Here is a 25,755-nt window from a genome sequence, read left to right on the forward strand (position 1 = left end):
TTATTCGCTTTTATAACGAGGAAAGAGCACAAAGAAAACTAAACAAGCTGACGCCGGTTGAATACCGACGCCAGCTTGCAGCTTAGGGCTTTTTTCAATGTCCATTAAATGGGGTCTTGACCAATTGAGGGCAGGTGGACTTTTTTTGGTGTTTCGGCGAGCACTTTCGGTGCAAGCTCCCGTTTGTGCTATAATTTACGGATGATGAAAGGATAGCTGGAGGACGACAAGATGAAAATTTTTGTACTCATCGCCCTACGCGAGGAGCAAATGGAAAATGTGTTTGTAACGGCGGACGAGGAGCTAGCGCTGTCCAAGACCACCGCTGACTTTGAGGATTGCGACGCCTTGTTCGTGGAAGTTTGGGAAGACGGCGAAAAAACGGACGATTACCGGCTCCAGTAGCAACTGCTGCTAAGACAAGAAAAAATCCAACCGACCATCGAATGGATGGAACGGTTGGATTTTTTTTCGTTTAATTCGAACCTGCGATCAAGCTTCCCGAATCCGTACCCATGGAGGATGTTGATGCCTCCGATGCCTGCGTCTGCGCCGGGTTGAACTGGTTCTCGCTTTTGGCAATGACGACGGTAGCCACGCTGTTCCCGATCAGATTGGTAATCGCACGCGCTTCGGACATAAAGCGGTCTACGCCGAGCAGCAGCGCCATGCCTTCAACGGGAATCACGTTACCCGGAATGGCCGCCAAGGTTGCAGCAAGTGTGATGAAGCCGGAGCCCGTTACGCCAGCCGCCCCTTTGGAGGTAAGCATCAGAACGCCGAGCAGCGTCAAGATTTGCACAAGCGTTAATTCAATGCCATAAGCTTGAGCGATGAATAATGCTGCCATCGATAGATAGATGGACGTACCGTCCAGGTTAAAGGAATAGCCTGTCGGCACTACTAGACCGACAACCGATTTGGAGCAGCCGTACTTCTCCAAACGCTCCATCAGCCGCGGCAGCGCGGACTCGGAGGAGGAGGTACCCAGCACGAGCAAAATCTCTTCTTTAATGAACTTAAGCAAGTTGAAAATGCTGAAGCCGTAAAACCGGGCAACGGTCCCAAGAATAAGCACGACAAAGAGGATCATGGTGATATAGACGGACCCCATCATCTTTCCTAACGAGAAGAGCGAGGCAATCCCGAAATTCCCGATGGTGTAGGCCATGGCACCGCCCGCAGCGAACGGTGAGAACCGCATAATCAAGGCCACGAGCCGGAAGAAAATCTCGTTTAATTTTTCAAAAAACACGGTCACCGGTTTGGCCTTCTCGCCCAGACCCGCCATAGACAAACCGAATAACACGGAGAAGAACAGCACCGGCAGCATTTCACCCTTCGCAAGGGCACCGACAACACTATCGGGGATAATGCTCATCAAGAAATCCACAAACCCATGAGGCGTTTCTGCCGCTTGCTTCGCATATTTGGCGACATCGGCCGCTTTGGCCCCCACTTTGCTGATATCCATCCCGGAGCCCGGGGAGATCACGTACATGACCGCAATACCGATTGCCATAGCGAAGGTCGTGATGATTTCAAAATACAGCAGCGCCTTGCCGCCGATCCGGCCGATCTTTTTCATATCACCCATATTGGCGAAGCCGATGACAATGGTGAAGAAGACAATCGGGGCGATTATCATTTTGATCAGCTTGACGAAAATATCGCCGAGCACCTTAAGCTGCACACCGAAAGCCGGGAAAAACTGTCCGATCAAAATCCCGATAACAATAGCGATAAGTACCTGAACAGTAAGGTTTTTCAGATTGATTCGCATCGAAGCTCCTCTTTTCTTTGGTTAGTATTGGTTCACTGGCTGTTTCGAGGCTGTCGGCTGCGGCTTGCGGGCTACACCGGAGTCATAAGCGGCTTGAATGACTGCTTCACGGACGCGTTCTACCACATTAGCATTAAACACACTTGGTATAATATAGTACTCGTTCAACTCTTCTTCACTGACTACGGAGGCTATGGCTTTGGCTGCGGCAAGCTTCATTTCTTCGGTCACTCGGGAAGCCCGGCAGTCCAGCACACCGCGGAAAATCCCCGGGAAGCACAGCACGTTGTTGATTTGATTCGGATAATCCGAGCGTCCGGTAGCCATCACACGTACATATGGCTCCGCTTCTTCCGGCAAAATCTCCGGTGTCGGATTCGCCATGGCAAAGACGATCGGATCCGCGGCCATCTTCTTGATATCTTCCACCTTAAGCACACCCGGCCCGGATACGCCGATAAATACGTCTGCACCGCGAATGACCTCCGACAAGGAGCCGGTCAGCCGGTCCGGGTTCGTATGGTCGGCATACCACTGCCAAGCCGGGTTCGAATAGACTTCCCCGCGGACAATGGCGCCGGCTCGGTCTACACCGATAATGTTGCGGACACCTGCGGCCATTAGCATTTTAGAGCAGGCAATGCCCGCGGCGCCGATCCCGCATACGACCACTTTGCAATCGGAAAGCTGCTTGCCGACGATCTTTACCGCATTCAGCAATCCCGCGAGCAGAACGACGGCCGTACCATGCTGATCATCGTGAAATACGGGAATATCCAGCTCCTCAATCAGACGCTGCTCAATTTCAAAGCACCTAGGGGATGAGATGTCTTCGAGATTGATCCCCCCAAACGAAGGTGCAATCGCTTTCACGATAGCGATAATTTCTTCCGTATCTTGCGTGTTGAGACAAATAGGAAACGCATCTACTCCGGCAAATTGCTTAAATAAGACGGCTTTTCCTTCCATCACAGGCATCGCGGCCTCCGGGCCGATGTTGCCCAGACCGAGCACCGCGGAGCCATCGGATACCACGGCGATCGTATTGCGCTTAATCGTGAGCGAATGGGCGCGGTCAGGCTTCTCGTGAATCGCCATACAAATGCGGGCTACGCCGGGGGTGTATACGCGCGAGAGGTCGTCACGATTTTTGATCGGCGTTTTGGGTGTCGTTTCGAGCTTGCCGCCGATATGAAGCAAAAACGTTTGATCGGACACATGAATGACCTTGACGCCGGGAATGGCATTGACGGCTTGCACGATAAGCTCCACATGCTTTTGGTCAAATACGTTCACGGTGATGTCCCGTATGGTCGTCGTTTTATCCGACCGGTTAACGTCGATGGCGACAATATCTCCTCCGCTGTCCCCAATGGCGGTTGCGATGGAGCCGAAGACGGCAATCTCTTTATTGAGCTCTAGTCGAAGAATAATGCTAGTATGGGCACCTGATGGGATAGACATGGTCGCTACACTTCCTTTGTTCTCTTTGGTCGTTTTGATGATACCGCTTTCAACTTAAAAATGAAATCATATGGCCATAATGGTTATTTTGGTCTTTTTGGTCACAAAAAAGGACCGCATGTTGGGAGATCAACGCGATCCATCGGAGCGAAGGCAGAGCACATATTTATTGACGGGACGGCCGACACCATACTGGAGATCCAGCCGCACTTGGCCGCTTTTCTCCAGGTAATCCAAGTACCGCCTTGCGGTGACCCGGGCAATACCGACCCCCTCCGCCACTTCTTCCGCCGAAAGCGGGGCCGTATGACCGTTTAAAAATTGCAGGATTTGCTTTAGCGTCACCGCATGCAGCCCTTTAGGGAGCTCTGACGGGATTAGGACTTCCGTAAGGCTCTCCCCCGAATCGACGGCCGATGTTCGTCCGAACAGCATCCGGTCCACATCGGTTTGCGTGGCCGTTCGGTCGTTCGCCAGCGTTTCTTTCATCTGTCTATAGTGCGTCAGCGATTGTTTAACCCGGTCGAATTTAAAGGGCTTCATAATAAAGTCGATGGCTCCGTTTTGCAGCATCCGCTCGATCGTCCGCATATCATTGGCCGCGCTGATGACCATGACATCCACAGGAAGCTGTTCCCCGCGAATCCTTTTCAGTGTTTCCATACCGTCCTGTACGGGCATGAAAATATCCAGGATCACCAGGTCCGGCTTCCGCTGTCGAATCAGCTCGATGCCTTCGGCACCGCTGGATGCCACCCCGAGCACCTGAAAGCCCTCCACACGTTCGACAAACTGCCGGTTCACCTCTTGAACCATAGGGTCGTCTTCGATTAACAATACTTGATACTCTTTCATCGGATGGTGATTCCTCGCTTTATTCCCTGATTTATGTCATAGGAAAGGTGATGGTAACGGATGTGCCCTCTCCGGGTGTGGAATCGATCTGAACAGAGCCCGCTCCCTTCTCCACGATCCCGGCGACCAAATGAAGCCCGATCCCATGCCCTTCCCCTTCCTTCGTCGTGAATCCGCGCTCGAACATCCGCGCTTGGACCGATTCGTTCATTCCACCGCCGTTATCCTCGACCAGAATGGATAGGACGTCTTCATCCTGCTCAATGCTGATAAATACTTGTTTCTTGGATCCCGCCTGCTGCTGCAGGGCATCGAAGGCATTTTCGAGCAGATTGCCGAGCAAAATGACCAAATCGTGATGATCCAGCCGCAACGGGAAGCGGTCCAGCCGACTTTGACGGTCGATCGTCACCTGAATGCCGAGCTCCTGACCGCGGCTGATTTTGCCGATTAAGAGGCCGGTCAGGCTCTCGTTCTTGAACCGCTCGGTCAGAAACCGGGTCAGCTCCTCCTTCTGCTCGGTAATTTCAAACAAATACTCGAGCGCCTTCTCATTATTCCCGAGCTGAATTAGGCCGCCTATGGTATGCAGCTTGTTCATGTATTCATGATTCTGAACACGAAGCGCATCCACGAAGGCGCGAACGCCGGTCAGCTCTTCCGCCATTCGCTTCACCTCTGTCCGGTCCTGAAAAATGGCCACCGCCCCCACCTTTTGCCCGTTCACCGTGATCGGCACCCGGTTGCTCATGATGTCGGTCCCTTGCACCGTCAGCTCTTGATTGTAAATCGGGCGGTTCAAATCCAGAATTTCCGGCAGCCGGGTGTCGGGGACCACCTCTCGAATCGGCCTGCCGATGACTTCGCCGGCAATGCTCAGCATTTGCTTCGCCCTCTCATTAAAGATGGTGATCCGCTCCTCCTTATCGATGGCAATGACGCCCTCATGCATCGCATGGAAGGTCGCCGTCCGTTCGACGAGCAGACGGGCGATTTCGTGCGGCTCCAGCTCGAACATCTGCTGCTTGATATGCTGGGCGAGCTTCCATGAGCCCCAAAGCCCGAACAACAGCGAGAGCAGCAGCACCACATAGGCTTGACCGCTCAGGTCCAGCAGCACCTGCCCCACCGTCGGCAGGATGCGGCCGACGAGCGCCACGCCGACCTGCACATGGTCGGCGTTCATGATCGGCACGAACGCGCGCAGCGCCGTGCCCAGCTCTCCCTTTGCCTTGGACACGTACGTGTGCTCGGCAAAGGCGGCCCCTTCATCGGCACCGCTGGAGACGGTGCCGATCTTACTTTGAATCGGGTGCGACAGCCTCACCCGATTCATGTCCATCACAACGACGTAGGTCACGTCGTTGATGATGCGGATGCGCTCGGCGGCCGGCTGGACGCCTTCGCGCATCTCGGGTCTGGCGATGCCGGCGGCAACCTCCGGCATCTGCGCCACCGTTTGGGCGGTGACGACCAGACGCCGCCCGAGCTCTTCCTCCTTTAGGCGGACGATGCCGCCCAGGAGAATGGTTCCGCCGATACACAGGGAGAAAAGGACGATGCCGAACGAGAGGAGCGCGATTTTCCAATTAATTTTCAAACGCTGCAGCATGGACCCTCCCTCTCCTTTACCTCGTAGCATCGCTTCGTTCTTGTCCGTCGGTCTTCTTTCTACTTTACCTCAATTGGGATGAAAATAAAAAACGGCGACGGCACGACGGCCAATGGGTGCCCGGAGGTTGAATGGTTACTCGGAGGGATGACGGAGTGTTTTTTCAATGTTTTCATGTATACTAATCCAATGATGCATGTGATCTTACGGAGAGGAGGAAGCTATAGTATGCGGCCATTTGTAGGTACGGTGGTGTTCGTTTTGCTGGGTCTAGCTGCGGCGGCGGCCATCGGGTTTTATCCTGCGTTTGTTTCCGCCCCGGTTGTAATCGATGACGAACAGACTGGATTTGACAAAGAGCTGGTCATTAAATTCAGTCATGTCGTGGCTGAAAATACGCCTAAAGGCTTAGCGGCTCAGGAGTTTGCCCGACTCGTGAAGGAGAAGACGAACAACCAGGTCAAGGTGGAGGTCTTTCCGAATGGCGTGTTATATAACGAGCCGGATGAGGTCGAAGCGCTGATGCACGGCAAAGTTCAGATGATCGCCCCGTCATTTTCCAATATTTCCGAGCAGGTTCCGGCGTGGCAGGTCTTTGACTTGCCCTATGCGTTTCTTTCGAACGAGGCGGTGCAGGAAGCATTCAACGGAGAGATCGGCCGGATGCTGTATCAGAAGCTGGAGAGTAAAAATATGGTCGGCCTCGCCTACTGGGGCAATGGCTTCAAACAAATGACCTCCAATCGCGGGCCGCTGATTCATCCGTCCGATTTTAAAGGCCAACGCTTCCGCATTCTGCCGAGCCAAGTCATCGAAGCGCAGTTCCGTCAGTTTGATGCCAAAACGACCGCCATTCCGTTCAATGACGTGTATCGCGGCTTCGAATCGGGGATTGCGGACGGGGGAGAAAATACGATCTCCAATATTTACACAAAACGCTTTTATCAGGTACAAAAATTTATGACCCTCAGCAATCACGGCTATCTCGGCTACGGCGTTTTGATGAACAAGGATTACTGGGATCATCTTCCAGATGTATTGAAGCAGCAGATTCGAGCGGCTCTCGAGGAGACCTCTCGATGGGCAAATCAAAATGCCGTGCAAATGAATGAGCAGCAGCTGGAAGAGATCCGACAGCGCTCCACGATTCAAATTCACGTGCAGACCAGCAGCGAGCGCGCGGAATGGATGGAGGCTCTGAACCCGATTTACTCCCAGTTCCAACGCATCATTGGAAAAGAGCTGATCGATCGAATCCGCGAGCTGCAGAAGAAGTACGGGGGCTAAAAGAGCAGCGGTTCACGGGGTGGATTGGAGCGTGTGCGGGAAATCCTCTCCCATACATGCCCCATCGCCAAAGCGCTTACCGGCTCACGCGCCAGCCGCCGTCCCGACTGAGCTCCAGCTTCAGCGGGGTCGACTGCCCGCTAGCCGCAGGGTGAAGCGTCACCTTCACCGTCCCGTCCGGCTGGATATCGGTGAAGATCCCTTTGCTCTCTTCGCCGGGCCGGACAAGGAGCGAATGGTAATTCGCTTTGCCGCTCACCGCCACTCCGGAGACGGCCGCATCGTGCGGCACGATCACGGAGACGAACGTCTCCTCGCGCCCCGACTGCAGCTCCGCCTTCGCATAAGCGGCATACGCCTGGTCATGCCACAGCTTCGGCTGAAACTGAACGCCGTACTGGCAGCCCCGCTGCGGATGGAAGTACACCATCAGCTTCTTGCCCTGCTGCGCATCTGCGGTCGCATCAAACCAGTTCAGCCCTTGCTCTTCCGGCCGTCCGATCTGCCATACCGGGCCGCCCGCCATTCCGTCGGCTTCGGCTCCCGGCCTAAACCGATCCACCACAAGCAAGAAGCCTTCCTCGGTCAGCAGCGTCTGGCGCGTCCACTTCGAATCGTACGTATACACGCCCTCATACATCATCGAGCCAAAGCTGTCCTCGCCCTGCCGCTCCGAGACTGCTTCCTTCAACACACCGCCCTGCTGCCGGTCCGGATAAAAGCTGCGGCACGTCAACCCGTTCACGAATATCCGAATCGGCGTTCGCAGGAATTCCCGCACATCGCTGACGTATAAATAATCGAACCCGACGCGCTGGTACTCCTCCGTCAAATGCACCGGCTCCTGAAGCCCCATCCACGTCAAGTCCAACCGTCCCGGCCCTGAAATGACTCTCAATGCAGGCTCACCCATTCGCTCATCCGTTACGAGAGACACCATCTGACGAACCTCCTCGCGAGTCAACACACGCTTCTCATCGGCCGTTCCCTTTTTTCCATCCTCGTAAAAGGTCACTTCCAAATCGTCCGCGAACGTCTCCAGATTGACAAGCGACAGCTTTCCCTTCGGCCCTCCCAAGTGGATATCCTTGATCAGCAGCTCCACCGGTCCGTCGGACGGCGCCACCTCGCGGAAATCCCGGTACCAAGCGATGCTCCGCGGAAACTTCGCCTCTCCCCCGCGCGGGAACGTATTAATCGAGATCGTGATGCTGCGAACCGTCAGCTGCTCATTTTTCCCGGCCATCCCTTCGGGATTAATGAGGAACACGCCATGCGGACTCTCCTGATCCACATAAAAATGCGGCAGCGGCAGCATCGTCTCATCCCCGCTGACCGGCTCTCCGGCATGCTTGAACGACTCGGGCGTTGTGTACAGCTGCTTGAACCTTTCCGACGGCATATAGTCGCTCAAGAGGCGTAGATTCGAGGACGCTTGGTACCAATGGTTCGACCGAAGCCCCTTCGTATAGCAAAAAGGAAACTCCGACGTCGCATCATCCACCACGAATGTGTTGCTCTGCCCCGCCCACTTGTGCCAGCCGGAGCGCTTCAGGTACATCACTCCATCGACCTCGTAATGGTACAGGTCGCCACGGTTGTCCTCATGCGCATGATGATGCGTCTCCATCCGGTCGTTCAAGTAGAAGGCGGCATACGGCTTGCCGAACAATTCACGGGATGCGTTCAAAATAAGCCGATCGGCAATCCGGTAGGTCTGCGGGTACATGTATTGCACGCCGCCCGCTGCCGGAGGCCGCACTGGCTTAACATCACCGACGTCCGCGAACTTCGCTTCCAGCGTCGAGGCGACGTGATCTGCCGGCAATCGGCCCCCCTTGGCGTTGTAGTACCCGCCGTACTCCCCGGCCGTCAATGCCTGCTTGGCTGCCCACAGATAAGCGCCGTCGCCCGTCAGCTCCGCCATTAGTGTAAGCGCATCCACATAGGCCGACTGATTCCCGCCATCGCCCGGCTGTATCGCCAATCCTGACGGGCTGATGTGATCGAGATAGCGCCGATACGCCGCTTGCGACTTCTCACTCTGCAGTTCTGCATCCTTACCCAGCGCGAGGCCCAGCTCGATGACCGGCTTGATGTTGTGCGCCACATACCCCGGCTCGTAGCAATCGCCCGGCTCATACCAGTCGCTCCATACGCCTTCGGCATACGCAGACCATGCCTCCGCTTCCGGCAGCTCCGGAAAAAGCCTCGAGGCATGCGCATGCCCGAGCGCAAATAAAAACGACCGGTTATTCGCTGCCCGCTCCGCCGGCTTCAATATATCTTGAGCCATAGCCGCCGCCATCCTGCGGAGCGATGCATCGACAAGCCCCAGCTGACGAACCTGAGCCAGCAGCTGAAAGTAGTACCCTTGCGAGAAAAAGCAGCTTTGCAGCGTCTGCCGAATCGAGGCTCCTGAATGAGCAGCGGAATGCAGACGATCCGGGTGCTCCTCTAGCTCGCTCGCTTCTCGAGCCTCGGCCCATGCTTCCGTCAGCAGCTTTAACCGGAGCAGCGCAAGCTGCGGACCGTGCTCCGCGTCCTCTTTTAGCTCTTTCATCGCTTCCCCCAAAAAGCGGCGTACCTCCATCGTCGGCTTCAGCTCTGCGCGTATGCGCATCATCGTCTCGCTTGTCAGCATCCGTGACTCCCCCTCTTTCATTCCAGCAAGCAGCAGAAGAGAGTCATTCCGCTTGGCAGATTGACCCTCTGTTTGTTCATAGAAGGACAATCCGCCCATCGCAGAATGACTCTACTTATCATCTCGCTATACGCTTTTACTTTTGCTTGAGCTGCGGCATCTTCTTATTGATTTCCTCGTCCGCCTCACGCAGCGCGGTATTGACGTCCTTTTTCCCGGCTACGAAGTCAGCGACCTTGTCGTTAAAAATTTTGCGGACATCCGCGTTCCCGGAGAACGGTGATGAAACCATGTAAGGCGCCGGCTTTCCTTTAAATATACTCTGCACATTTTTGCCTTTCAAGAACGGCATATCCGCCCCGAACGCGTCGCGAATTTCTTTGCTGTTTAGCGCAGGAAAATAGCCGAACTTCTTGGCGGCAATGCCCTGAACTTCATCCGAGGTCAGCACGGAGATGACCTTCATCGCTGCCTCTTGGTTTTTGCTGGTTTTGGTGACGCCAAAAACCAGCGTTTGTCCTCCACCGTTGACTCCATCCAGTCCGCGATGACTAGGCGCTTGTGCCATATCCCAGTTGAAGCCGTTTTTTGTGGCGTCTGGCATGGAGCTCATCACGTTGGAGATGACCATTGCGGTATTCTTATCCTTAATGAACGCGTTCACCACGTCGGCAAACGCAGTCCCTTTTGGATCGTTGCCCGGAATCGTCAGCAAATCCTTGTACTGCGTCACAATATTTTTCCATGCATCGGTATTCACCGTGGACGCGTCGGTTTTGTTATCGAGCAGATCGATCGGCAGTCCGGCCTTCATGGCGAACAAGCTTTGCGGGTGCATCCCCTTGTATTGGAAGCCGGCGTCAGACTTCGTCACCTGCTTCGCCAGGTTGATAACTTCATCCCAATACATGCCGTCTTTCGGGTACGGCACACCGAATTTATCGAAGATGTCCTTGTTATAGAACATGACGCTGTACACCATGTTGAACGGCAGCGAGATCAGCTGGTCCCCGACCTTGCTTCGCTCCAGCTGCGCAGGGTCGAATTTGGCCAGGTCGATATTCTGCTTTTTAATGAGGGCCGATTGATCCTGCGTCAAGCCGAGAGTGACAAACTGATTCTGCGCGTCATTCGTCACGGAGTAAATGTCCGGGAATTGGCCGCTCGCCACCAGCTCATCCGGATTCGTCCCTTTGCCGCGTACGACCTGCTCTAGTGTGATGTAGGGGTATTTCTTTTTCACCGGTTCTACGAATAATTGCTGCCACTGCTCGTCGGAAAACGCGCCCCACTGATAAATTTTGATCGTGACCGGCTTCGTATCTTCTTGAGCAGCCGGAGCCGCGGCTGGCGATGCAGCGGGTGCAGCCGCAGGCGCTACCTCCGTTTTTCCTGCACAAGCGGTAAGCAGTGCCATCGCCGCAAGCGTGGACGCAATCACGGTTAATTTCGTTCTTTTCATCGCAAACCCTCCCATAGATGATTTTTATCGAGTTAAAGCAGCCGTCTGAATCATCTCCGACAGCAAAATCAACGTCAGACCTTGTCCATAAAGCGTCGGAATGACCGGTATCGTGTTATAGTCTTCGATTGTATTTTTTATCGGCGTGCCGCCGGAAACGCTTTGCACCAATCCGCTCTCATCCACCTGGCCGATCACTGCACTGCAGGTCGAAGCCGTGTGGTCCAAATAGGAAGGATCCAGCAAACCGAGCCGCACCGAGCACATAATCCCGGCAGCGATACCGGCGCTTCCCGAGGTTTCTTGGTAAAACTCCGGCCGGTCCATCACCGTATGCCACAAGCCGTTCGCTGCCCGGTAAGTGAGGAGGCCGTCCACCAATGCGCGGTATTGATCCACCAAGTGTGTAGGAACCTGAACCAGACCTTTTAGTTCCTTCACAATCAGCGGGAACCCGATGACCACCCATGCGTTAGCGCGAGTCCATTTGGCCGCCGACATGTGATCGCCCGCTTTGCAGTTCCAGCCATGGAACAGTACGCCGGTTGTCTCGTCTTGAAGCAGCTTGAAGTGAAGCTCCGTTTGCAGCAGCGCTTCTTCCGCATAGTCTTTTCGACCGGTGACTGCAGCCAGCCTCGCCAGGAACAGCACCGCCATAAAAATCGTGTCCGCCCATACCTGCTCGGGGAAGCTCGCTTTTTCCGTGACGGTGTGCTCCAGTGCGCCTTCTCTCGTTCGCGGGGCCTCCCTCAGCATCCAATCGCCAATTTTGACCGCTTCATCCAAATAGAACAGATTGTTCGTCCTGCGGTACAGCTCAGGGAACAGCGCATACGGCGCCATGGAGTTGACGACCTTCGCTTCGGCCGCTTTCTCTTTGTTCTTCTCCACCCACTGCTCTAGGAATTCCATTACCTTTGGGTCACCCGACGCTTCAAAATAATGCAAAATCGAAATGACCCCAACCCCCGGCGTCCAATCCCACTTATGAATATCCATGCCCCAAGCTTCCGAATCGGAAGTTGTCATGTAACGGTATACCTTTTGTAAAGTGTCCTGTACCTGCACCAAGCCGCATTCTCCCCATTCGTATGAATTAATAATAAAAGTAAGCGATTGCAAAAGCTATAGTTTTATTATAAATCGCTCCATCCACTGCTTCTCTAAGAGCATTGTGCAAAAATATCAGAATCTTGCTGTTGACGTCACTGACAATGCTGGCTTGGGAATTTTTAACATGGGTCTTGATGAAAAATTATAACAGGATTGTTTTTTTCGCGGCAAGGGAGTACAGTAAAATGAAAGCGCTGTAGAAAGTGGTGAAAAGCATGCAGGCACAGGCAGTTCCCATCAGACGAACCGATGAATTTGTAAACAATCAGCTCCAAGACTTGCCGCTCTCGATGAAATATAAGGAAACCGAGATGCATTTTTATATGGATTTTCATTCGCATCAGGGGTATGAGATTTATTTTTTCGAGGAGGGCAGCGGCTATTTTCTGATTGAAGACCAGATTTATCCGCTGGAGGGGAAGGACCTGATTCTGATCAGCCAGAACGAGTCGCACAAAAGCTCCCCCAAGCTGGACGGTCCGAGTACGCGAAGTGTGCTTCATTTTTTGCCGGAGCTGCTCGATGAACCCTCGCGTGACGCTTTACTTGAAATCTTCCGCCATGGGCTGGACCGCCGCCATCTCCGCCTGGATGCTGAGCAGCTAAACCGCTACTACTATTTGCTTGATCGGCTGCATGAGGAATACACCGCGCGGTCCGGCGATCAGATAATGGCCATCCGCATTTATATGAGCGAGCTGCTGCTGCTGCTTCGCCGCTACATCCAGAACGAATCCGCCCACGGCAAAGAGCCCGCCGACAGGCGCTCCATCAATCCGAAGGTCGAACAGGCCGTCAAATACATCTCCAACCATTACGCCGAGCAGCTGACTCTGGAAAAAATCGCGCAAGAGCTCTACCTCAACCAATACTACCTGTGCCACCTGTTCAAAAAAACGCTCGGCATCACGATCACCGACTTCCTGCTGCAAACCCGGATCCATAACGCCAAGCGCATGCTGATGCATACGAATATGCCCATCTCGGAGGTCGCCGAGAGCGTCGGCTTCAACAGCTTTTCGTACTTCGGGCAGACGTTCAAGACGTTCACCGGCGCCACGCCCCGGAGCTTCCGCAAAAGCGCTCAGCGCGCTGGGGGATGAGATCATATCACGGCATTTTTTTAAGTATATTAAACAGTAAAAAATAGACCTTCAATCACACCACTCTCTGGTGAAATTTGAAGGTCTATTCTTACATGACTAGAGTATTTTTCAGAGCTTACTTCAGCTTCGCTTGCAGCAGATCCACGAGCTGCTGGCCCGCGTTCATGCCGCCTCCGCCGAAGCCTCCTCGGCCGCCATTGCCATTACCGCCGGCGTTACCGCCTTGAGCACCATTGCCGCCGCCTTGAGGCTTGGTTCCCCCCTGAGGAGCATTGCCCCCTTGAGCGTTATTGCCTGCGTTCGTACCGCTGCCACCTTTGCCGCCATTTTGATCAGCACGCTGCTTTCGCATCTCTTCCATTTTCTGCTTCTGCTCGTCGGTCATTTGGGATGGGTCAGGTCTTTGCATCCGGGAGCCTGCGTCGGTCAGGAATTTTTTCTGATCCGCCGTCAGCTTCTCCTCCAGCTTCGTCTTGGCATCCGCTGTGAGCTCTTTCTTGGTGATGGCATCCTGCACGATCGGCAGCATGACCTGCGCTTCTTCTTTAGTTATCGCGAGCCCGTCCGATTTATCCATTCGAGTCAGCGTCAGAAACTCCATCGACATTGTGCGTTCCTGCTCGCTCATTTGTTGTCCTTGCGGCTTGCCTTGAGCCGATTTATCCTGCTTTTGCTGCGACTGATCCCCCGAAGCTGCTGGAGCTGGAGTCGAAGCGCTACTTCCGCCGCCCGCCGCATTCACTGGAGTAGCCTCCGGCTTCGAACCGCAACCGCTTAACATTACCGCAATAAGCGCACACGCGCCCAACCATTTTAAATAGGACAATGTTCTCCCACCTTTAACTTGATATGTACCTTACATACATCGAATTATAGGAGCCCATGATGAAATGGGTATGAATCAAACCTTAAAGTAAACTAAAGATTAACTGAACGTCAGCTGAAAAGGAGTATGCGATGGCGTAAGGTACATCGTGACAAACTCCTTCTTCGTTTTGCCCCGCTGCAGCTCTGCGAACGCTCCATACACCTGATCCATTTTACCCACCACTTCTAAAAATGAACAAACAAAAAAACCTTGATTTCTCAAGGTTTTCGCGGTAAGCGGGTGATGGGAATCGAACCCACGCCACCAGCTTGGGAAGCTGGAGTTCTGCCATTGAACTACACCCGCACATGAAATTAGGTAAGGGCTTACAATTTCAAATTATAGCGGCTCCCCGCTTATTTGTCTAGCAAAATCACTGCATTTGCTAGAGCAAAAGCGAAGACGCCTCGCTCACGATCAGCCGCGCTTGACCGTAAGTGAGATTTCATCGCCGACCTTGAGGGGAGGGAGCTGGCGCAGCTTCAAGAACGCGTTGATGCCCGCATACAGCTCCTCCATCCCGATAAAAGCGGTCTCGTCCCACATGACCCACTCCCGGTTTTCCACGTCAAAGGCCACTCTTCCCTGCAATTCCACCTTATCCTTATCCTTACCGTCCTTCTGAGCCATCTGTTATTTGATCTCCCCGATCTCCGGCAATGGATAGTAGCGGAACATCGCTTTGCCTACGATTTTGCTTTTGTCGACGAACGGTGTCGGCCACAGGTGCGCGTCCAAGCTGTCGTTGCGGTTGTCGCCTAGAAACAAATACTGATTTTGAGGCACCGTCACTGGTCCAAACGAATACGTCATTCTTTCCTTTACGTAAGGCTCGTCCACAACGGAACCATTACGAATGAGCTGGCCGTTCTTTATTTCAATTGTATCGCCAGGCAGCCCGATCAGCCGCTTGATGAACTTTTCATTTTCATGACCCGGCAGCGGTGGGTAAAACACTACAATATCTCCGAATTGAAAATCGGTCAGCGAAACCATTTTTTCCACGAATACTTTGTCATCCAATTGAATGGTCGGCAGCATGGAGCCGGATGGGATCGTCATCCCCTGCGCTACGTACGTATTGAACGAAAAGCTGATAATGCCTGCTATAGCCAGCGCCGGCACCCATTCCCGGACCCAGCGTTTTATTTTTCCCATATCGGTCTCCTCCATTCCTGCATCTTACTCTAAACACTATACCCGATCTCGCCGGGCGAAAGATTAAAATAACTTAAAAGTCCAGCATTTGATCACCGCTTCCATCTTTTGTTAGAATGAAATAGATTACATTTTTTATAAAATGGTGCTGGAGGGATCATCCTAACTATGAAATACCGCAGATTGGGCAAGACGAATTTGAAGGTTTCGGTCATCGGCGTAGGTACTTGGCAGTTCGGTGGCGAATGGGGCAAGCCATTCTCGCAGGACGAGGCGGACGCCATTCTGGATCAAGCGCAAGCCAGCGGCATTAATCTGATTGACACCGCGGAATGTTATGGAGACCATACCTCTGAAAGACTGATCGGGGATTATATTGCCCGCAGACGCCGAGAGGACTGGGTAATCGCTACGAAGTTCGGCCATCATTTTCATTCAAATTTTACTCGTAGCGAGCATTGGACGCCTCAGGACGTATTAGGTCAGCTGGACGCCTCGCTTAAAGCTTTGCAAACCGATTACATAGATATTTATCAATTCCATTCGGGCCCGGATCCGATGTTTGACCAAGACGAGCTCTGGACCCTGCTGGACAAACAGGTCCAAGCCGGTAAAATCCGCCACCTCGGCACCTCCATCGGCAGCAACGATAACCTGCACCAAACGGAAGCATCGACCAAAGTCGGCTCGCAGGTCATTCAGGTCGTATATAACCGGCTCGACCGAAAGCCGGAGGAGCGCGTGTTCCCTTCCTGCGAGCAGCAGGATCTCGGCGTTCTGGCGCGCGTACCGCTTGCGAGCGGCTATTTGAGCGGCAAATACAAGCCGGGCGCGACCTTCGGGGACAACGATGTACGTCACCGGCACGACAAGGAACAAACGCTGCGCAAGCTGCAGGAGGTCGAACACATCCGCGAGCAGGAGGTGCCTGCTGGGATGGACATGGCCACCTGGGCGCTCGCTTGGTGCTTGAAGCACCCGGCGGTCACAGCCGTTATTCCAGGCTGTAAGAGCCCGGAGCAGGTGATCTCCAACGCAGCCGCAGCTGCATATGTGGGCGAAGGACATCCACAAAATTGGAATGTCGAATCGGAGCCCAAAGCATAAAAATCCATGTTTTTCAGTCGAACCGTCCATGGGAAAGGGTCTCTAGCCGCGGTATGCTAAATCCGTTACAACTGTTACAGCTATAGCGCGCTGTCAGTTGTCGAGCTTACATACGGAAATTACCTGCGGAAAGGTCTTGAGAACTCATGAAGCTGTCGACACGAATCTACTTGGATGCTGCCTTACAGAACATTAAAGGCGTCAGCTTTTTCACCTTTTTGCAAGTGTTGATCGCCCGTCTGGGAGCCAGTAACTTCGAGCTGTCGCTCGCCAATTCCTTACCGCCTCTGTTCTGCGCACTGTCCCTCGCCTTCCTGACGCGACAGCTGCCGCTGACCAGAGGCGTTTTTCTAACCAGCGGGTATGTGCGGCAGTTCGCCTTTTTGTCCATGGCACTGTCCGTGCTTCTGCCACACCCAATTCCGTATTTGCTGTTTTTCTGGTCCATCAATGCGGTGGCGGTGATGATTACCGGAGCGCAGCAGCCGGCGATTTTACGCAAATGGGTAGAGCCTAGCGAATTCCCTAGAATTTTTAGCAATAACAAAATGATCGGCATCGTGATTGTCACACTGGGCAGCTTCGCCATCGGTCATTATCTTGACGCGTACAACGATATTTTTCCGCTCAACTATGTGATCTCGATGCTCGTGGGCTGCGGGGCAACGTTTACCGGTATGGCACTCATAGCTGAGCTGGCGCCGAAGGGGAAGCAGCCGATCCGCTTGACCTGGGTCCGGCCCCTCCAGGAAGCGGATCGCAAAACCTGGTGGATGGGACTCAACAACGCAGGCATCGCGATGGTTGCGCCGCTGTTCATCATTTACCACGTCAAGGTGCTGAATCTGAGCAATTCACAGATCGCTTATTTTGTAGTGACGGCCGGGATCGTCTCCACCCTGCTGCTTCCCCTTGCAAGGCATTGGATGGAACGGTTCGGCCTGATGCGGATGTACGGTATCGCCGTCTTGGGCATGTCCGTAGCTGTCCTGCCCTACGGCTGGATTCATAACTTTTGGGCGCTGCTTGCGCTTCAAGGGTGGCTGGGGCTGTGTTTGGCGATTCACGAGGTGGCTTCGCAAACGGTCATGATGAACGAGGCAGCCAAGCACAAGAAGGAAATGGCTTATTTCTCCGATTTCCAGCTTCTGATGAATGCCGGGAACGGGGTCGGCGCCTTAATTGCAGGGGCTTTAACGGCCGTTCTCCCGCTCTGGGGCTGCTTCGTCGTCATCGCCGTCACACGGCTGCTATTTTATTTTTCCTACCGAGGCACGGAAACAGAGTCCGCGGCGGTCACACGGAAAGCACCGAAGTCTCCCTCCCCACAAGCGCATATGTAAGGTAACGAAAAAGCGTCCTATCACCGTTAACCCGGTGGGGACGCTTTTCTTGTATTAGGATTACGCTGGAATCCGTTTCAGCAACGCGGTAAAATCCTCCGATGGAATCGGCTTGCTGTAAATGTAGCCTTGAATCTCGCGGCAGTTCGCATCCAGCAGGAAGGCGAGCTGTTCTTCCGTCTCCACGCCCTCGGCGATCACATTCAGCTTCAGGCTGTGCGCCATGGCCATGATCGCGTGAACGATGGCCGCGTCATCCGGATCCTCTCCGATGTCACGGACGAACTGCTGGGCGATCTTGAGTTTGTTGATCGGGAATTTCTTTAAGTAATTCAGCGACGAATAGCCTGTGCCGAAATCATCCATGGAGATATGTATGCCGAGGTCGCGCAGCGTTTGCAGCTTCTCGATGACTTGATCCACATGATGCATGGCGATGCCTTCCGTAATCTCCAGCTCCAGATAGCGCGGCTCCAGTCCGCTCTCGTTCAGCGCGTCGAGCACCACGTTCACAAAGTCTGGCTGATGGAACTGTATCGGCGAAATATTGACAGCCATCTTGAGCGGTGTGAATCCGAGCCGCTGCCAATATTTATTTTGCATGCAGGCCGTACGCAGCACCCAATTCCCCAGCGGAATAATAAGTCCGGTCTCTTCGGCCAGCGGAATGAATTCTCCCGGCGAAATGAAGCCCAGGCTCGGGTGGTTCCACCGGATCAGCGCCTCCATCCCATTCATCTGGCTGCTGAAAATATCGATCTGCGGCTGATAGTACAGGACGAACTCGTCCTGCTCCAGCGCCTTATTCAGCCATTCCTCCATGACAAGCTTCTGGATGACCGTCTCGTTCATCTCCGGCTTATAGAACTGGCTGTTGTTCTTGCCCCGTTCCTTCGCCCGGTACATCGCGTTGTCCGCATTCTTCATCAGGGTGACGGCATCCTCACCGTCCAGCGGGTACATCGCGATCCCGATGCTGCAGCCAACGCGCATCTCATGGCCTTCGATCTTGAATGGACGGCCTAGCAGCTTAATGAGCTTGCTGGCGATCTTCTCCGCATCTTGGGCGCTCTCGATGTCCTCCACGAGTATCGTAAATTCGTCTCCGCCCTGGCGCGAAACCCGGTCTCCGGCATGGAGTCCCGCTTTGAGCCGCTCCGCCGCTTCGATCAGCAGCTTATCCCCAAACGTATGGCCAAACGTATCGTTCACATGATTAAAACGGCTCAAATCGATGAACATCACCGCGAGCTGACGGCCTGACGCCTTCGCCCCGCGGATGGATAAGCTTAAGGACTGCTGGAACATCTGCCGGTTCGGCAGGCCGGTCAGCACGTCGTGATAAGCCAAGTAGGTCAGCTGACGCTCCGTAAACTCTCTGTGGCGAATATCCATGATGACAAAATTGAGCAGCGGCAAGGCCAGCAGGAGTCCTCCCGCAATATCCGCCAAGCTGCCACACCAATCGTTCGTCGTGTGGAGCACCTGCCCGCGAACCATCAACTTGACCGCTTCCACCAAAATCATGAGCAGCAGCAGCAATCCGAACATGCGGACGGGCTTGATTCGATCATTCATAACCGAAAAATAAAGTATAGGGATTGAACAAAGTACCACAACAGCAGAACCTATGTAGTCGGTACCATCAATGCTCTGCCCAGCAAGCTGGCGCAGCGCCATAATAACGATTTCCGTACCAATAAACACGAGCCACAAGCGCAGAAAGTAGGCATTTTGGAAAAAAAAATCGCGCAATGCCCTCATTCTGGCCGTTCCCGTGCTTCTTGGATTCTGATTGCTTACCATATCAATCCTCTGCTTCCCTGAACCGTGTTGCCTATATTGTAAAACGTAGCATTCAAAAGAACAAGGAAAATTTGGAACCTTTGACTCATGTTTCGGCGAAATTCCGCGCATTTCTGCGCACTTTGTAGAAGTTTATCATCAATATACACGAATCTGCTTATCGTACACCGTCTCATCGTCATTGCTATCGAGCACGCGAACTTCAACGTTCCAATGCCCCGGATAGGGCAGGTAGGCGCCGCGCGTTTTGTAGGTATACTGCTTCAAGCCGCCGTACGTTTCGTCCGTAGCCTTCTCCTGAACCGCCTCCACCGGAACCTCGATCGGGGCGATCTCGGCGCTGCCCTGCTCCTGCAGCTTCAGAATCACTTGCTTCGGCGTCAGACTCTCCGGCAGCCATACCTTCACGGTAAAATCGTTCACGCCCGGTACCGCCGGTGAAATCAGCGTGGTCATGTGAATCTTCTCGCCCATCACATGCCAGCTCAAGGGCTGATTGGCCGGCACCGGCGTCAAGTAAGTGAACACTCCCACAATGCCGATTATCAACGCCATGAGAACGGCATCGATTCGGATCAGCACGCCTGTGGCGCGATCTTTCCTCCGGCGAAACATCCAGCGAATCAGAGCCGCAGTGACCACCACGAGCAGAACGAGCCCGGTTTTGGCCAGCAGCAGCTTACCCCATTCCGTTTCTACGATGTAGGTGACATTCGGGAGGAAAATGAAGACCGAGAGCACTCCCGAGACAATCAGCAGTAAAATGCTCAGCAAAGCCGCCAGCGTAAAGGAGGCAAAAAACCGCTTTGCGCTCTCCCGCTCCGCTCTCCACAGGGCCAGCATCATCACGAGGCCGCCGGCCCACACCGCCGCAGCCCCCAAATGCAGCGCATCGAGCAGTATCGTCTCACCTCTCGGCTCAAACGCCGCGGCATGGCCCAGAAAGCTCTTGGCGATCCAGATCAGCGCCACGAGCAACAGATCCAGCAGGGCGCTGCGATAGATGACAACAAAGGACATGAGAGCAAGCAGAAGCCCCGCGATCCAAGCATAACCAACGGTGGTCTGGGTAAACATTTCCAGCACGTCTCCGCCGCTGTCGCCCACCATCTCCCATAGATGCGTCCACATGAACAAGATGTAGCAGATCAAATACGCCTGCTGCCAGCGATCACCCCAGGATTTTAGTCGGTCTCGGACCCTCTCCGTACAAGTGCTGCCGAACCATCGCTGCCATAATACCCATCCGGTAAACACCAGCATGGTGAGATAGAACGCAATGCGTGTAGCAAACTGGAAGGCGTCAGCCATCGTAAACTGAGTCAAAAGCCCTCCGTGCATATGGTTGTGCGCATCGGGCTGTGAAGCCACCCCCGGCTGTTCAGTTAAACTCTGGCCGACTGCGAACAAATACGTCCCGTCAATCGGATGGCCGTCCGCAGAAATTACATGATAAGTAACGATATAATTGCCTTGGCCAAGCTTCGGCAGCTCCAGCGACAGCACGGTGTGCGTCTCATTCAGCACGGCCGCGCGGTCGGTCAGCCGCTTCTTGTTCGTATCAAAGATGCGAATATAGTACAGTCCATCCTCCAGGCGCTCGTTGAACGTCAAAGCAATTTGCCCCGGCGCTTGCTGCAGCTCCGCATTCACCGCCGGTGACGCATCCACCAGACTGGCATGCGCGCTCGCCTTCCCCACCCAGCTCATGAACAGCACAGCCGTACATAAGCACAGTATCCATAGGAACGCAGCTCCGCGAAGCAGCAGCCCTGTGCCCTTTGTTCGATGACCCACCTTACCCGCCCCCCGTTGGTCCATTACTCCCCCGACAGCCGCTTGCGTCCAATAAAGCCGTCATGCAGCCCGTGGTAATATTCAATCCGCTCTTCCCCTTGCTTCCAGCACAGCAATACTTCCTCCCCGTCAATCTGAGCCGGAAAATCGATCAAGCCGCTGTCGACGTCCTTCAGCTCCGCCCCCTTCAGCTGCAGGCTCCGAATCCCGGTGTCGGCCTCCAGCTGCATCATCTCCAGCTCGCACTCGAGCGCGAAGAACGGATCCTCTCCTTCCGGCTTCCCGTACTTGCGCACATGCTCCTTCAGCGCGTGCAGCTGAGCGAATTTCACCTCAAAGCGCCGCTTGATCGCCTGCAGCCGCTCCAGGTCATGCCGGACGGAAGGAAGCAGCGCGTTCGCCTCTTCCGGTGTGAAATACTTCTTCATCGACGATAGTCCCCCTCGAACCTAACCCAACCTGGTGCGGATATACGCGGTAAATTGGGCTAATGTTCCCTTTTCTTTCTAATTTAGCACACAATGCTGTGTCGAACCAAATGTACGTTGGCATCTTGCAAAGTCAAGTCTTTTTTTTATGTGACAAACTATTATTTTGATTGACAGATACCATATCTTGATATAAATTTTAATTTATCATCTACATATTGTTAAGTGCAGGTGCTTCCTCCCAATTTGGATAGGAAGCTTAATAGGGAAGGCCGGTGCGAAACCGGCGCGGTCCCGCCACTGTAAGGTACCTTTTCCGACAGCATCCGACAGGGTTCGGGGTTGCCATTGCACTCCGTCCCATCGAGTCCATTGCAGCATGCTTGCACGAAAAGGTCCAAGCCAGATACCTAGCCTGCAGCTGACACGCCCCTACGGCAGATAGGGAAGGTGTCCGAACCGCCCTTGATGCTGACGGGTTTGTTTTGACCTGCACATTCGCGGCGCATCCGGCCCTTGATTATCGCCGGATGCGCCTCTTTTTATGCGCTACAGGGCTCTGTAAAGGAGAGACATCGACCGTGTTGATTGCTTATGATTCCAAGACAGGCAATGTACGACGATTTATCCAAAAGTGTAACCTGCCTTCCATTCAGATCGAAGAGGCGATGACCGTGAACGAACCGTTCGTGCTCGTCACCTATACGACCGGGTTCGGACAAGCGCCCGACAAGGTGATGACGTTCCTTAGGCGGAATCACCAGTGGCTTCGTGGGGTATCGGCCAGCGGCAACCGCAATTGGGGCGAAGGCTTCGCGCGCAGCGCGGACCGGATTGCCGAGCAGTACCGTGTACCGGTGCTCACCAAGTTCGAGCTGTCGGGCACGGGGCGCGATGTAGAAACATTTACACAGGGGGTGCTGGCAGTTGCGGCATATTGAGCTTAATAACTTGCTAATGCAGCGCGGTGCGGACGGCTTTTTCCAATTGGATAAAGACCGCGAGGCCGTCGAAGCCTACATGGAGGAAGTGAACCGCCGAAGCGTGCACTTCGACTCGACGCAGGCCAAAGTTCGCTACATGGTCGATCACGATTTTTATGAGAATATATATGAGCAATACACCGCTGACGAGATTGACGACGTCTACCGCATCACGCACAGCTACGGCTTTGAATTTGCGTCCTACATGGCCGCATCGAAATTTTACGAGGATTACGCCTTGAAAAGCGACGATCGCTCACAGTACCTTGAACACTACGCAGACCGGGCTGCCATAGTGGCGCTTCATCTGGGACGCCGAAACATTGAGGCAGCGAAGACGCTGGCTTCCGCGATCATGGAGCAGCGGGTGCAGCCGGCGACGCCGACGTTCCTCAACGCAGGCAAAAGCCGTCGCGGCGAAATGGTCTCCTGCTTCCTGCTGGAGATGGACGATTCGCTCAACTCGATCAACTACGTGCTGGGCACGTGCATGCAGCTCTCCAAAGTCGGCGGCGGCGTGGCGGTGAATTTGTCCAAGCTGCGCGGACGCGGAGAAGCGATCAAGGGCGTGGAAGGCGCAGCCAAAGGCATCATGCCGGTGCTGAAGCTGATGGAGGACGCATTCTCGTACGCCGATCAGATGGGACAGCGCAAAGGCTCGGGCGCGGGGTACTATAACATTTTTGGCTGGGACGTTATGGAGTTTCTCGATAGCAAGAAGATCAACGCGGATGAGAAAATGCGGCTCAAAACGCTGTCCATCGGCCTGATCGTTCCGAACAAGTTCTACCAGCTCGCTGAAGCGAACCTGCCGCTGCACGTGTTTGCACCATATACGGTTTATAAAGCTTATGGCTCGCATCTGGACGATATGGACCTCGACGAGATGTACGACAAGCTGCTGGCCGACGACCGCGTGAAAAAGAAAGTAATCATGAGCGCGCGCGACATGCTGGTTAAGATCGCCACGATCCAGCTGGAATCCGGCTACCCGTACATTATGAACAAATCGAACGCCAACCGCGCGCACGCGCTGAACAGCATCGGCTCGATCAAGATGTCGAATTTGTGTTAAATGGTAGCACCTTTGTGCAGCGATGCACATCGAAAACCTTGCTAAACGGGGGAACCCTTAGTTCTGACGATACTAAGACAATCCCGTGCTAAACCAATCCAAATAAAGCGTCCAACTTTAGGTTATACAACTAAACGAGGCTGATTTTATGGAAAACAAATATTATGGGTTCGTTTATGAAACTACAAACCTTATTAACGGAATGAAATATATCGGAAAATGTGTTTTCAAAAGAAAAAATGGTTGGGAAAATTACCTTGGCTCTGGAAGTTATCCACCCAGATAAAGAGAACATTCGAAAAATGCGAGTATCTCAAATGTCTGGTACAGGTAATCATCAATACCAAAAACCGAAAACACAAAGAATGATTCAATCCGTTAAAGATGCGAATTCTAAGCCGATTATTGTAAACGGAAATTGTTTACTCAAGTATTTCTGAATGTGCAGCAGCATTGGAAGTACCCATTTCCGTTATCCATTATAGAATCTCTAGCAAAGGCTACCCTGATTATCAAGGTTATGGCTGGAAAGCAGACAAAACCATAAACGCAAGGGTAACTAGAATCGAAGTGGACGGACAAATTTACAGTAGCGCAAAAGAATATGCAAATGCAGCCGGTTTATGTGTGCAATGGGTAAATAGGCTGCTAAGTAGTGATAAACATCCTAATTTTAGACGTTTGGATTGGTAATGCCTAACGACTATCGAAACCACGCCCCTGAACAGGCGGAAGGGAGTAGAGTAGAATACAAGCGATTGGTATTCGAAACGCAAGGGGGCTTTTACAGGACCGGCTGTAAAAGTTCATGATATAGTCTCATCTCTATGGTGACTTAGAGCAGCCGAAAGGCGATATAGGCGTAGCGAACCTATGTGAAGGTATATGACCGAAATTTTTCAATTGCAAGAGACGTCCGAGATCGGCGACTACGGCACTCCGGACATCATACGCCGGGATATCAGCTGCAATCTGGCCTCGCTCAACATCGTGAACGTGATGGAGCATAAAAAAATCAAGGAATCGGTGCACGCGGGCATGCTCGCGCTGACGGCGGTCAGTGACATGACCAGCATCGCCAACGCTCCGGGTACGGCCAAAGCGAACCGCGAGCTGCACTCAGTCGGTCTGGGCGCCATGAATTTGCACGGCTATCTGGCCAAAAATAAAATCGCCTATGAAAGCCCGGAAGCGAAGGAATTCGCCCGCGCCTTCTTCATGGCTTTGAACTTCCACTCGATTGAAAAGAGCATGGAAATTGCACGGGATACAGGCATCACCTTCGAAGGCTTCGAGCAATCGGACTATGCCAGCGGCAGCTACTTCGACCGCTACCTCCTGAACGACTACCGTCCGGTATCAGAAAAGGTGCAGCAGCTGTTCGAAGGCATCCCGGTTCCATCCCCTGACGACTGGGCGGCTCTGAGGACCGCCGTCATGCAGCATGGCCTTTACAACGCCTATAGGCTGGCCATCGCTCCGACGCAGTCTATCAGCTACATTCAAAATGCCACATCCAGCGTTATGCCGATTGTGGAGCCGATTGAAACCCGGACGTACGCCAACTCGACGACGTATTATCCGATGCCGTACATGTCGCAGGACAACTTCTTTTTCTACAAATCGGCCTATCAGATGGACCAGTTCAAGGTACTGGATCTGATCGCGGAAATTCAGCCGCACGTCGATCAGGGTATCTCCACCGTGCTGCATGTCAACAGCGACGTCACGACGCGGCAGCTGGCCCGCTACTATATTTATGCCGCCCGCAAAGGGTTGAAATCTCTATACTACACGCGGACGAACCGGTTATCCGTGGAGGAATGCGTTAGCTGTTCCGTATAAAGGGAAATGGACAAGGATA

The 25,755-nt window shown here is 53.5% G+C and carries 20 protein-coding genes, 1 tRNA gene, 2 pseudogenes and 1 riboswitch; of the genes and pseudogenes, 9 read left to right on the forward strand and 14 right to left on the reverse strand.

Going from position 1 to position 25,755, the window contains the following annotated elements:
- Positions 1-2: 2 nt before the first annotated feature.
- The gene (locus FPZ49_RS29595; protein ID WP_261381681.1) at positions 3-86 is read left to right on the forward strand and encodes an IS3 family transposase; all 84 of its coding nucleotides are present in this window, start codon (positions 3-5) and stop codon (positions 84-86) included.
- Between the two features lie 145 nt (positions 87-231).
- Entirely contained in the window at positions 232-405 is a 174-nt protein-coding gene (locus FPZ49_RS36135; RefSeq protein WP_186446171.1) for a hypothetical protein, read from the forward strand.
- Positions 406-475: 70 nt separating this feature from the next.
- On the opposite strand, the gene FPZ49_RS29600 is transcribed toward FPZ49_RS36135, so the two are convergent.
- The 4 genes from FPZ49_RS29600 to FPZ49_RS29615 all read right to left on the reverse strand — a co-directional run bounded on the left by FPZ49_RS29600 (position 476) and on the right by FPZ49_RS29615 (position 5,714).
- Entirely contained in the window at positions 476-1,783 is a 1,308-nt protein-coding gene (locus FPZ49_RS29600; RefSeq protein WP_144853983.1) for a dicarboxylate/amino acid:cation symporter, read from the reverse strand.
- Positions 1,784-1,804: 21 nt separating this feature from the next.
- Positions 1,805-3,247 (reverse strand): NAD-dependent malic enzyme, encoded by a 1,443-nt coding sequence (locus FPZ49_RS29605; protein ID WP_144853984.1) that lies wholly within the window; start codon positions 3,245-3,247, stop codon positions 1,805-1,807.
- 129 nt (positions 3,248-3,376) lie between these two features.
- On the reverse strand, positions 3,377-4,102 hold the full coding sequence (locus tag FPZ49_RS29610; protein WP_144853985.1) for a response regulator: 726 nt from the start codon (positions 4,100-4,102) through the stop codon (positions 3,377-3,379).
- A 31-nt stretch (positions 4,103-4,133) separates the two neighbouring features.
- On the reverse strand, positions 4,134-5,714 hold the full coding sequence (locus FPZ49_RS29615) for an ATP-binding protein (RefSeq protein ID WP_144853986.1): 1,581 nt from the start codon (positions 5,712-5,714) through the stop codon (positions 4,134-4,136).
- A 228-nt stretch (positions 5,715-5,942) separates the two neighbouring features.
- On the opposite strand from FPZ49_RS29615, the gene FPZ49_RS29620 reads away from it, so the two are divergent.
- Positions 5,943-7,001 carry a DctP family TRAP transporter solute-binding subunit gene (locus FPZ49_RS29620; protein WP_144853987.1) on the forward strand — a complete coding sequence of 353 codons (1,059 nt, stop codon included), beginning with the start codon at positions 5,943-5,945 and terminating at the stop codon, positions 6,999-7,001.
- 76 nt (positions 7,002-7,077) lie between these two features.
- Here FPZ49_RS29620 and FPZ49_RS29625 read toward each other — a convergent pair whose 3' ends face one another.
- The 3 genes from FPZ49_RS29625 to FPZ49_RS29635 all read right to left on the reverse strand — a co-directional run bounded on the left by FPZ49_RS29625 (position 7,078) and on the right by FPZ49_RS29635 (position 12,175).
- Positions 7,078-9,645: a hypothetical protein gene (locus FPZ49_RS29625; RefSeq protein ID WP_144853988.1), complete on the reverse strand. Its 2,568-nt coding sequence runs from the start codon at positions 9,643-9,645 to the stop codon at positions 7,078-7,080.
- A gap of 136 nt (positions 9,646-9,781) precedes the next feature.
- The gene (locus FPZ49_RS29630; protein ID WP_186446172.1) at positions 9,782-11,107 is read right to left on the reverse strand and encodes an ABC transporter substrate-binding protein; all 1,326 of its coding nucleotides are present in this window, start codon (positions 11,105-11,107) and stop codon (positions 9,782-9,784) included.
- A gap of 24 nt (positions 11,108-11,131) precedes the next feature.
- A complete protein-coding gene (locus FPZ49_RS29635; protein ID WP_261381682.1) occupies positions 11,132-12,175 on the reverse strand; it encodes a glycoside hydrolase family 88/105 protein in 1,044 nt (347 codons plus the stop codon).
- 260 nt (positions 12,176-12,435) lie between these two features.
- Here FPZ49_RS29635 and FPZ49_RS29640 point away from each other — a divergent pair, with 260 nt between their 5' ends.
- Complete coding sequence (locus tag FPZ49_RS29640; RefSeq protein ID WP_144853990.1) at positions 12,436-13,323, forward strand: helix-turn-helix transcriptional regulator; 888 nt, start codon at positions 12,436-12,438, stop codon at positions 13,321-13,323.
- A gap of 118 nt (positions 13,324-13,441) precedes the next feature.
- On the opposite strand, the gene FPZ49_RS29645 is transcribed toward FPZ49_RS29640, so the two are convergent.
- The 4 genes from FPZ49_RS29645 to lepB all read right to left on the reverse strand — a co-directional run bounded on the left by FPZ49_RS29645 (position 13,442) and on the right by lepB (position 15,352).
- Positions 13,442-14,152, reverse strand: coding sequence for a hypothetical protein (locus tag FPZ49_RS29645; RefSeq protein ID WP_144853991.1), 711 nt, complete (start codon positions 14,150-14,152; stop codon positions 13,442-13,444).
- Positions 14,153-14,429: 277 nt separating this feature from the next.
- Positions 14,430-14,500 (reverse strand) — tRNA-Gly (locus FPZ49_RS29655).
- Positions 14,501-14,611: 111 nt separating this feature from the next.
- The gene (locus FPZ49_RS29660) at positions 14,612-14,824 is read right to left on the reverse strand and encodes a hypothetical protein (protein WP_144853992.1); all 213 of its coding nucleotides are present in this window, start codon (positions 14,822-14,824) and stop codon (positions 14,612-14,614) included.
- A 3-nt stretch (positions 14,825-14,827) separates the two neighbouring features.
- Positions 14,828-15,352 (reverse strand): signal peptidase I, encoded by a 525-nt coding sequence (gene lepB, locus FPZ49_RS29665; protein WP_144853993.1) that lies wholly within the window; start codon positions 15,350-15,352, stop codon positions 14,828-14,830.
- A gap of 168 nt (positions 15,353-15,520) precedes the next feature.
- On the opposite strand from lepB, the gene FPZ49_RS29670 reads away from it, so the two are divergent.
- Positions 15,521-16,459: an aldo/keto reductase gene (locus tag FPZ49_RS29670; RefSeq protein WP_144853994.1), complete on the forward strand. Its 939-nt coding sequence runs from the start codon at positions 15,521-15,523 to the stop codon at positions 16,457-16,459.
- A 146-nt stretch (positions 16,460-16,605) separates the two neighbouring features.
- Positions 16,606-17,802 carry an MFS transporter gene (locus tag FPZ49_RS29675; protein ID WP_144853995.1) on the forward strand — a complete coding sequence of 399 codons (1,197 nt, stop codon included), beginning with the start codon at positions 16,606-16,608 and terminating at the stop codon, positions 17,800-17,802.
- Between the two features lie 60 nt (positions 17,803-17,862).
- Here the strand turns inward: FPZ49_RS29675 and FPZ49_RS29680 are convergent, their stop codons facing one another.
- From FPZ49_RS29680 to FPZ49_RS29690, 3 genes are all read right to left on the reverse strand, one after another.
- Positions 17,863-19,608, reverse strand: coding sequence for a putative bifunctional diguanylate cyclase/phosphodiesterase (locus tag FPZ49_RS29680; protein WP_144853996.1), 1,746 nt, complete (start codon positions 19,606-19,608; stop codon positions 17,863-17,865).
- A 138-nt stretch (positions 19,609-19,746) separates the two neighbouring features.
- A complete protein-coding gene (locus FPZ49_RS29685; protein ID WP_261381680.1) occupies positions 19,747-21,405 on the reverse strand; it encodes a copper resistance CopC/CopD family protein in 1,659 nt (552 codons plus the stop codon).
- A gap of 23 nt (positions 21,406-21,428) precedes the next feature.
- Positions 21,429-21,833, reverse strand: coding sequence for a DUF2203 domain-containing protein (locus FPZ49_RS29690; RefSeq protein ID WP_144853997.1), 405 nt, complete (start codon positions 21,831-21,833; stop codon positions 21,429-21,431).
- A 212-nt stretch (positions 21,834-22,045) separates the two neighbouring features.
- Positions 22,046-22,266, forward strand: a riboswitch (cobalamin riboswitch).
- Between the two features lie 148 nt (positions 22,267-22,414).
- On the opposite strand from FPZ49_RS29690, the gene nrdI reads away from it, so the two are divergent.
- The 3 genes and pseudogenes from nrdI to FPZ49_RS29705 form a co-directional block, all read left to right on the forward strand.
- Complete coding sequence (gene nrdI, locus FPZ49_RS29695) at positions 22,415-22,774, forward strand: class Ib ribonucleoside-diphosphate reductase assembly flavoprotein NrdI (protein WP_144853998.1); 360 nt, start codon at positions 22,415-22,417, stop codon at positions 22,772-22,774.
- Positions 22,761-23,888 (forward strand): annotated as a pseudogene (locus FPZ49_RS29700) (ribonucleotide reductase N-terminal alpha domain-containing protein); the annotation flags it as partial. The gene nrdI and the pseudogene FPZ49_RS29700, both read left to right, overlap by 14 nt.
- A gap of 891 nt (positions 23,889-24,779) precedes the next feature.
- Positions 24,780-25,736, forward strand: a pseudogene (locus FPZ49_RS29705) (ribonucleotide-diphosphate reductase subunit alpha); the annotation flags it as partial.
- Between the last annotated feature and the right edge of the window lie 19 nt (positions 25,737-25,755).

Source organism: Paenibacillus cremeus (genome assembly GCF_007786445.1).
GTDB classification, from domain to species: domain Bacteria; phylum Bacillota; class Bacilli; order Paenibacillales; family NBRC-103111; genus Paenibacillus_G; species Paenibacillus_G cremeus.

Excerpts from the sequence above, each read along its gene's own strand:
- FPZ49_RS36135 (WP_186446171.1), top strand. The coding sequence starts at position 232 with ATGAAAATTTTTGTACTCATCGCCCTACGCGAGGAGCAAATGGAAAAT.
- FPZ49_RS29600 (WP_144853983.1), bottom strand. The coding sequence starts at position 1,783 with ATGCGAATCAATCTGAAAAACCTTACTGTTCAGGTACTTATCGCTATT.
- FPZ49_RS29605 (WP_144853984.1), bottom strand. The coding sequence starts at position 3,247 with ATGTCTATCCCATCAGGTGCCCATACTAGCATTATTCTTCGACTAGAG.
- FPZ49_RS29610 (WP_144853985.1), bottom strand. The coding sequence starts at position 4,102 with ATGAAAGAGTATCAAGTATTGTTAATCGAAGACGACCCTATGGTTCAA.
- FPZ49_RS29615 (WP_144853986.1), bottom strand. The coding sequence starts at position 5,714 with ATGCTGCAGCGTTTGAAAATTAATTGGAAAATCGCGCTCCTCTCGTTC.
- FPZ49_RS29620 (WP_144853987.1), top strand. The coding sequence starts at position 5,943 with ATGCGGCCATTTGTAGGTACGGTGGTGTTCGTTTTGCTGGGTCTAGCT.
- FPZ49_RS29625 (WP_144853988.1), bottom strand. The coding sequence starts at position 9,645 with ATGCTGACAAGCGAGACGATGATGCGCATACGCGCAGAGCTGAAGCCG.
- FPZ49_RS29630 (WP_186446172.1), bottom strand. The coding sequence starts at position 11,107 with ATGAAAAGAACGAAATTAACCGTGATTGCGTCCACGCTTGCGGCGATG.
- FPZ49_RS29640 (WP_144853990.1), top strand. The coding sequence starts at position 12,436 with ATGCAGGCACAGGCAGTTCCCATCAGACGAACCGATGAATTTGTAAAC.
- FPZ49_RS29660 (WP_144853992.1), bottom strand. The coding sequence starts at position 14,824 with ATGGCTCAGAAGGACGGTAAGGATAAGGATAAGGTGGAATTGCAGGGA.
- lepB (WP_144853993.1), bottom strand. The coding sequence starts at position 15,352 with ATGGGAAAAATAAAACGCTGGGTCCGGGAATGGGTGCCGGCGCTGGCT.
- FPZ49_RS29670 (WP_144853994.1), top strand. The coding sequence starts at position 15,521 with ATGAAATACCGCAGATTGGGCAAGACGAATTTGAAGGTTTCGGTCATC.
- FPZ49_RS29675 (WP_144853995.1), top strand. The coding sequence starts at position 16,606 with ATGAAGCTGTCGACACGAATCTACTTGGATGCTGCCTTACAGAACATT.
- FPZ49_RS29680 (WP_144853996.1), bottom strand. The coding sequence starts at position 19,608 with ATGGTAAGCAATCAGAATCCAAGAAGCACGGGAACGGCCAGAATGAGG.
- FPZ49_RS29690 (WP_144853997.1), bottom strand. The coding sequence starts at position 21,833 with ATGAAGAAGTATTTCACACCGGAAGAGGCGAACGCGCTGCTTCCTTCC.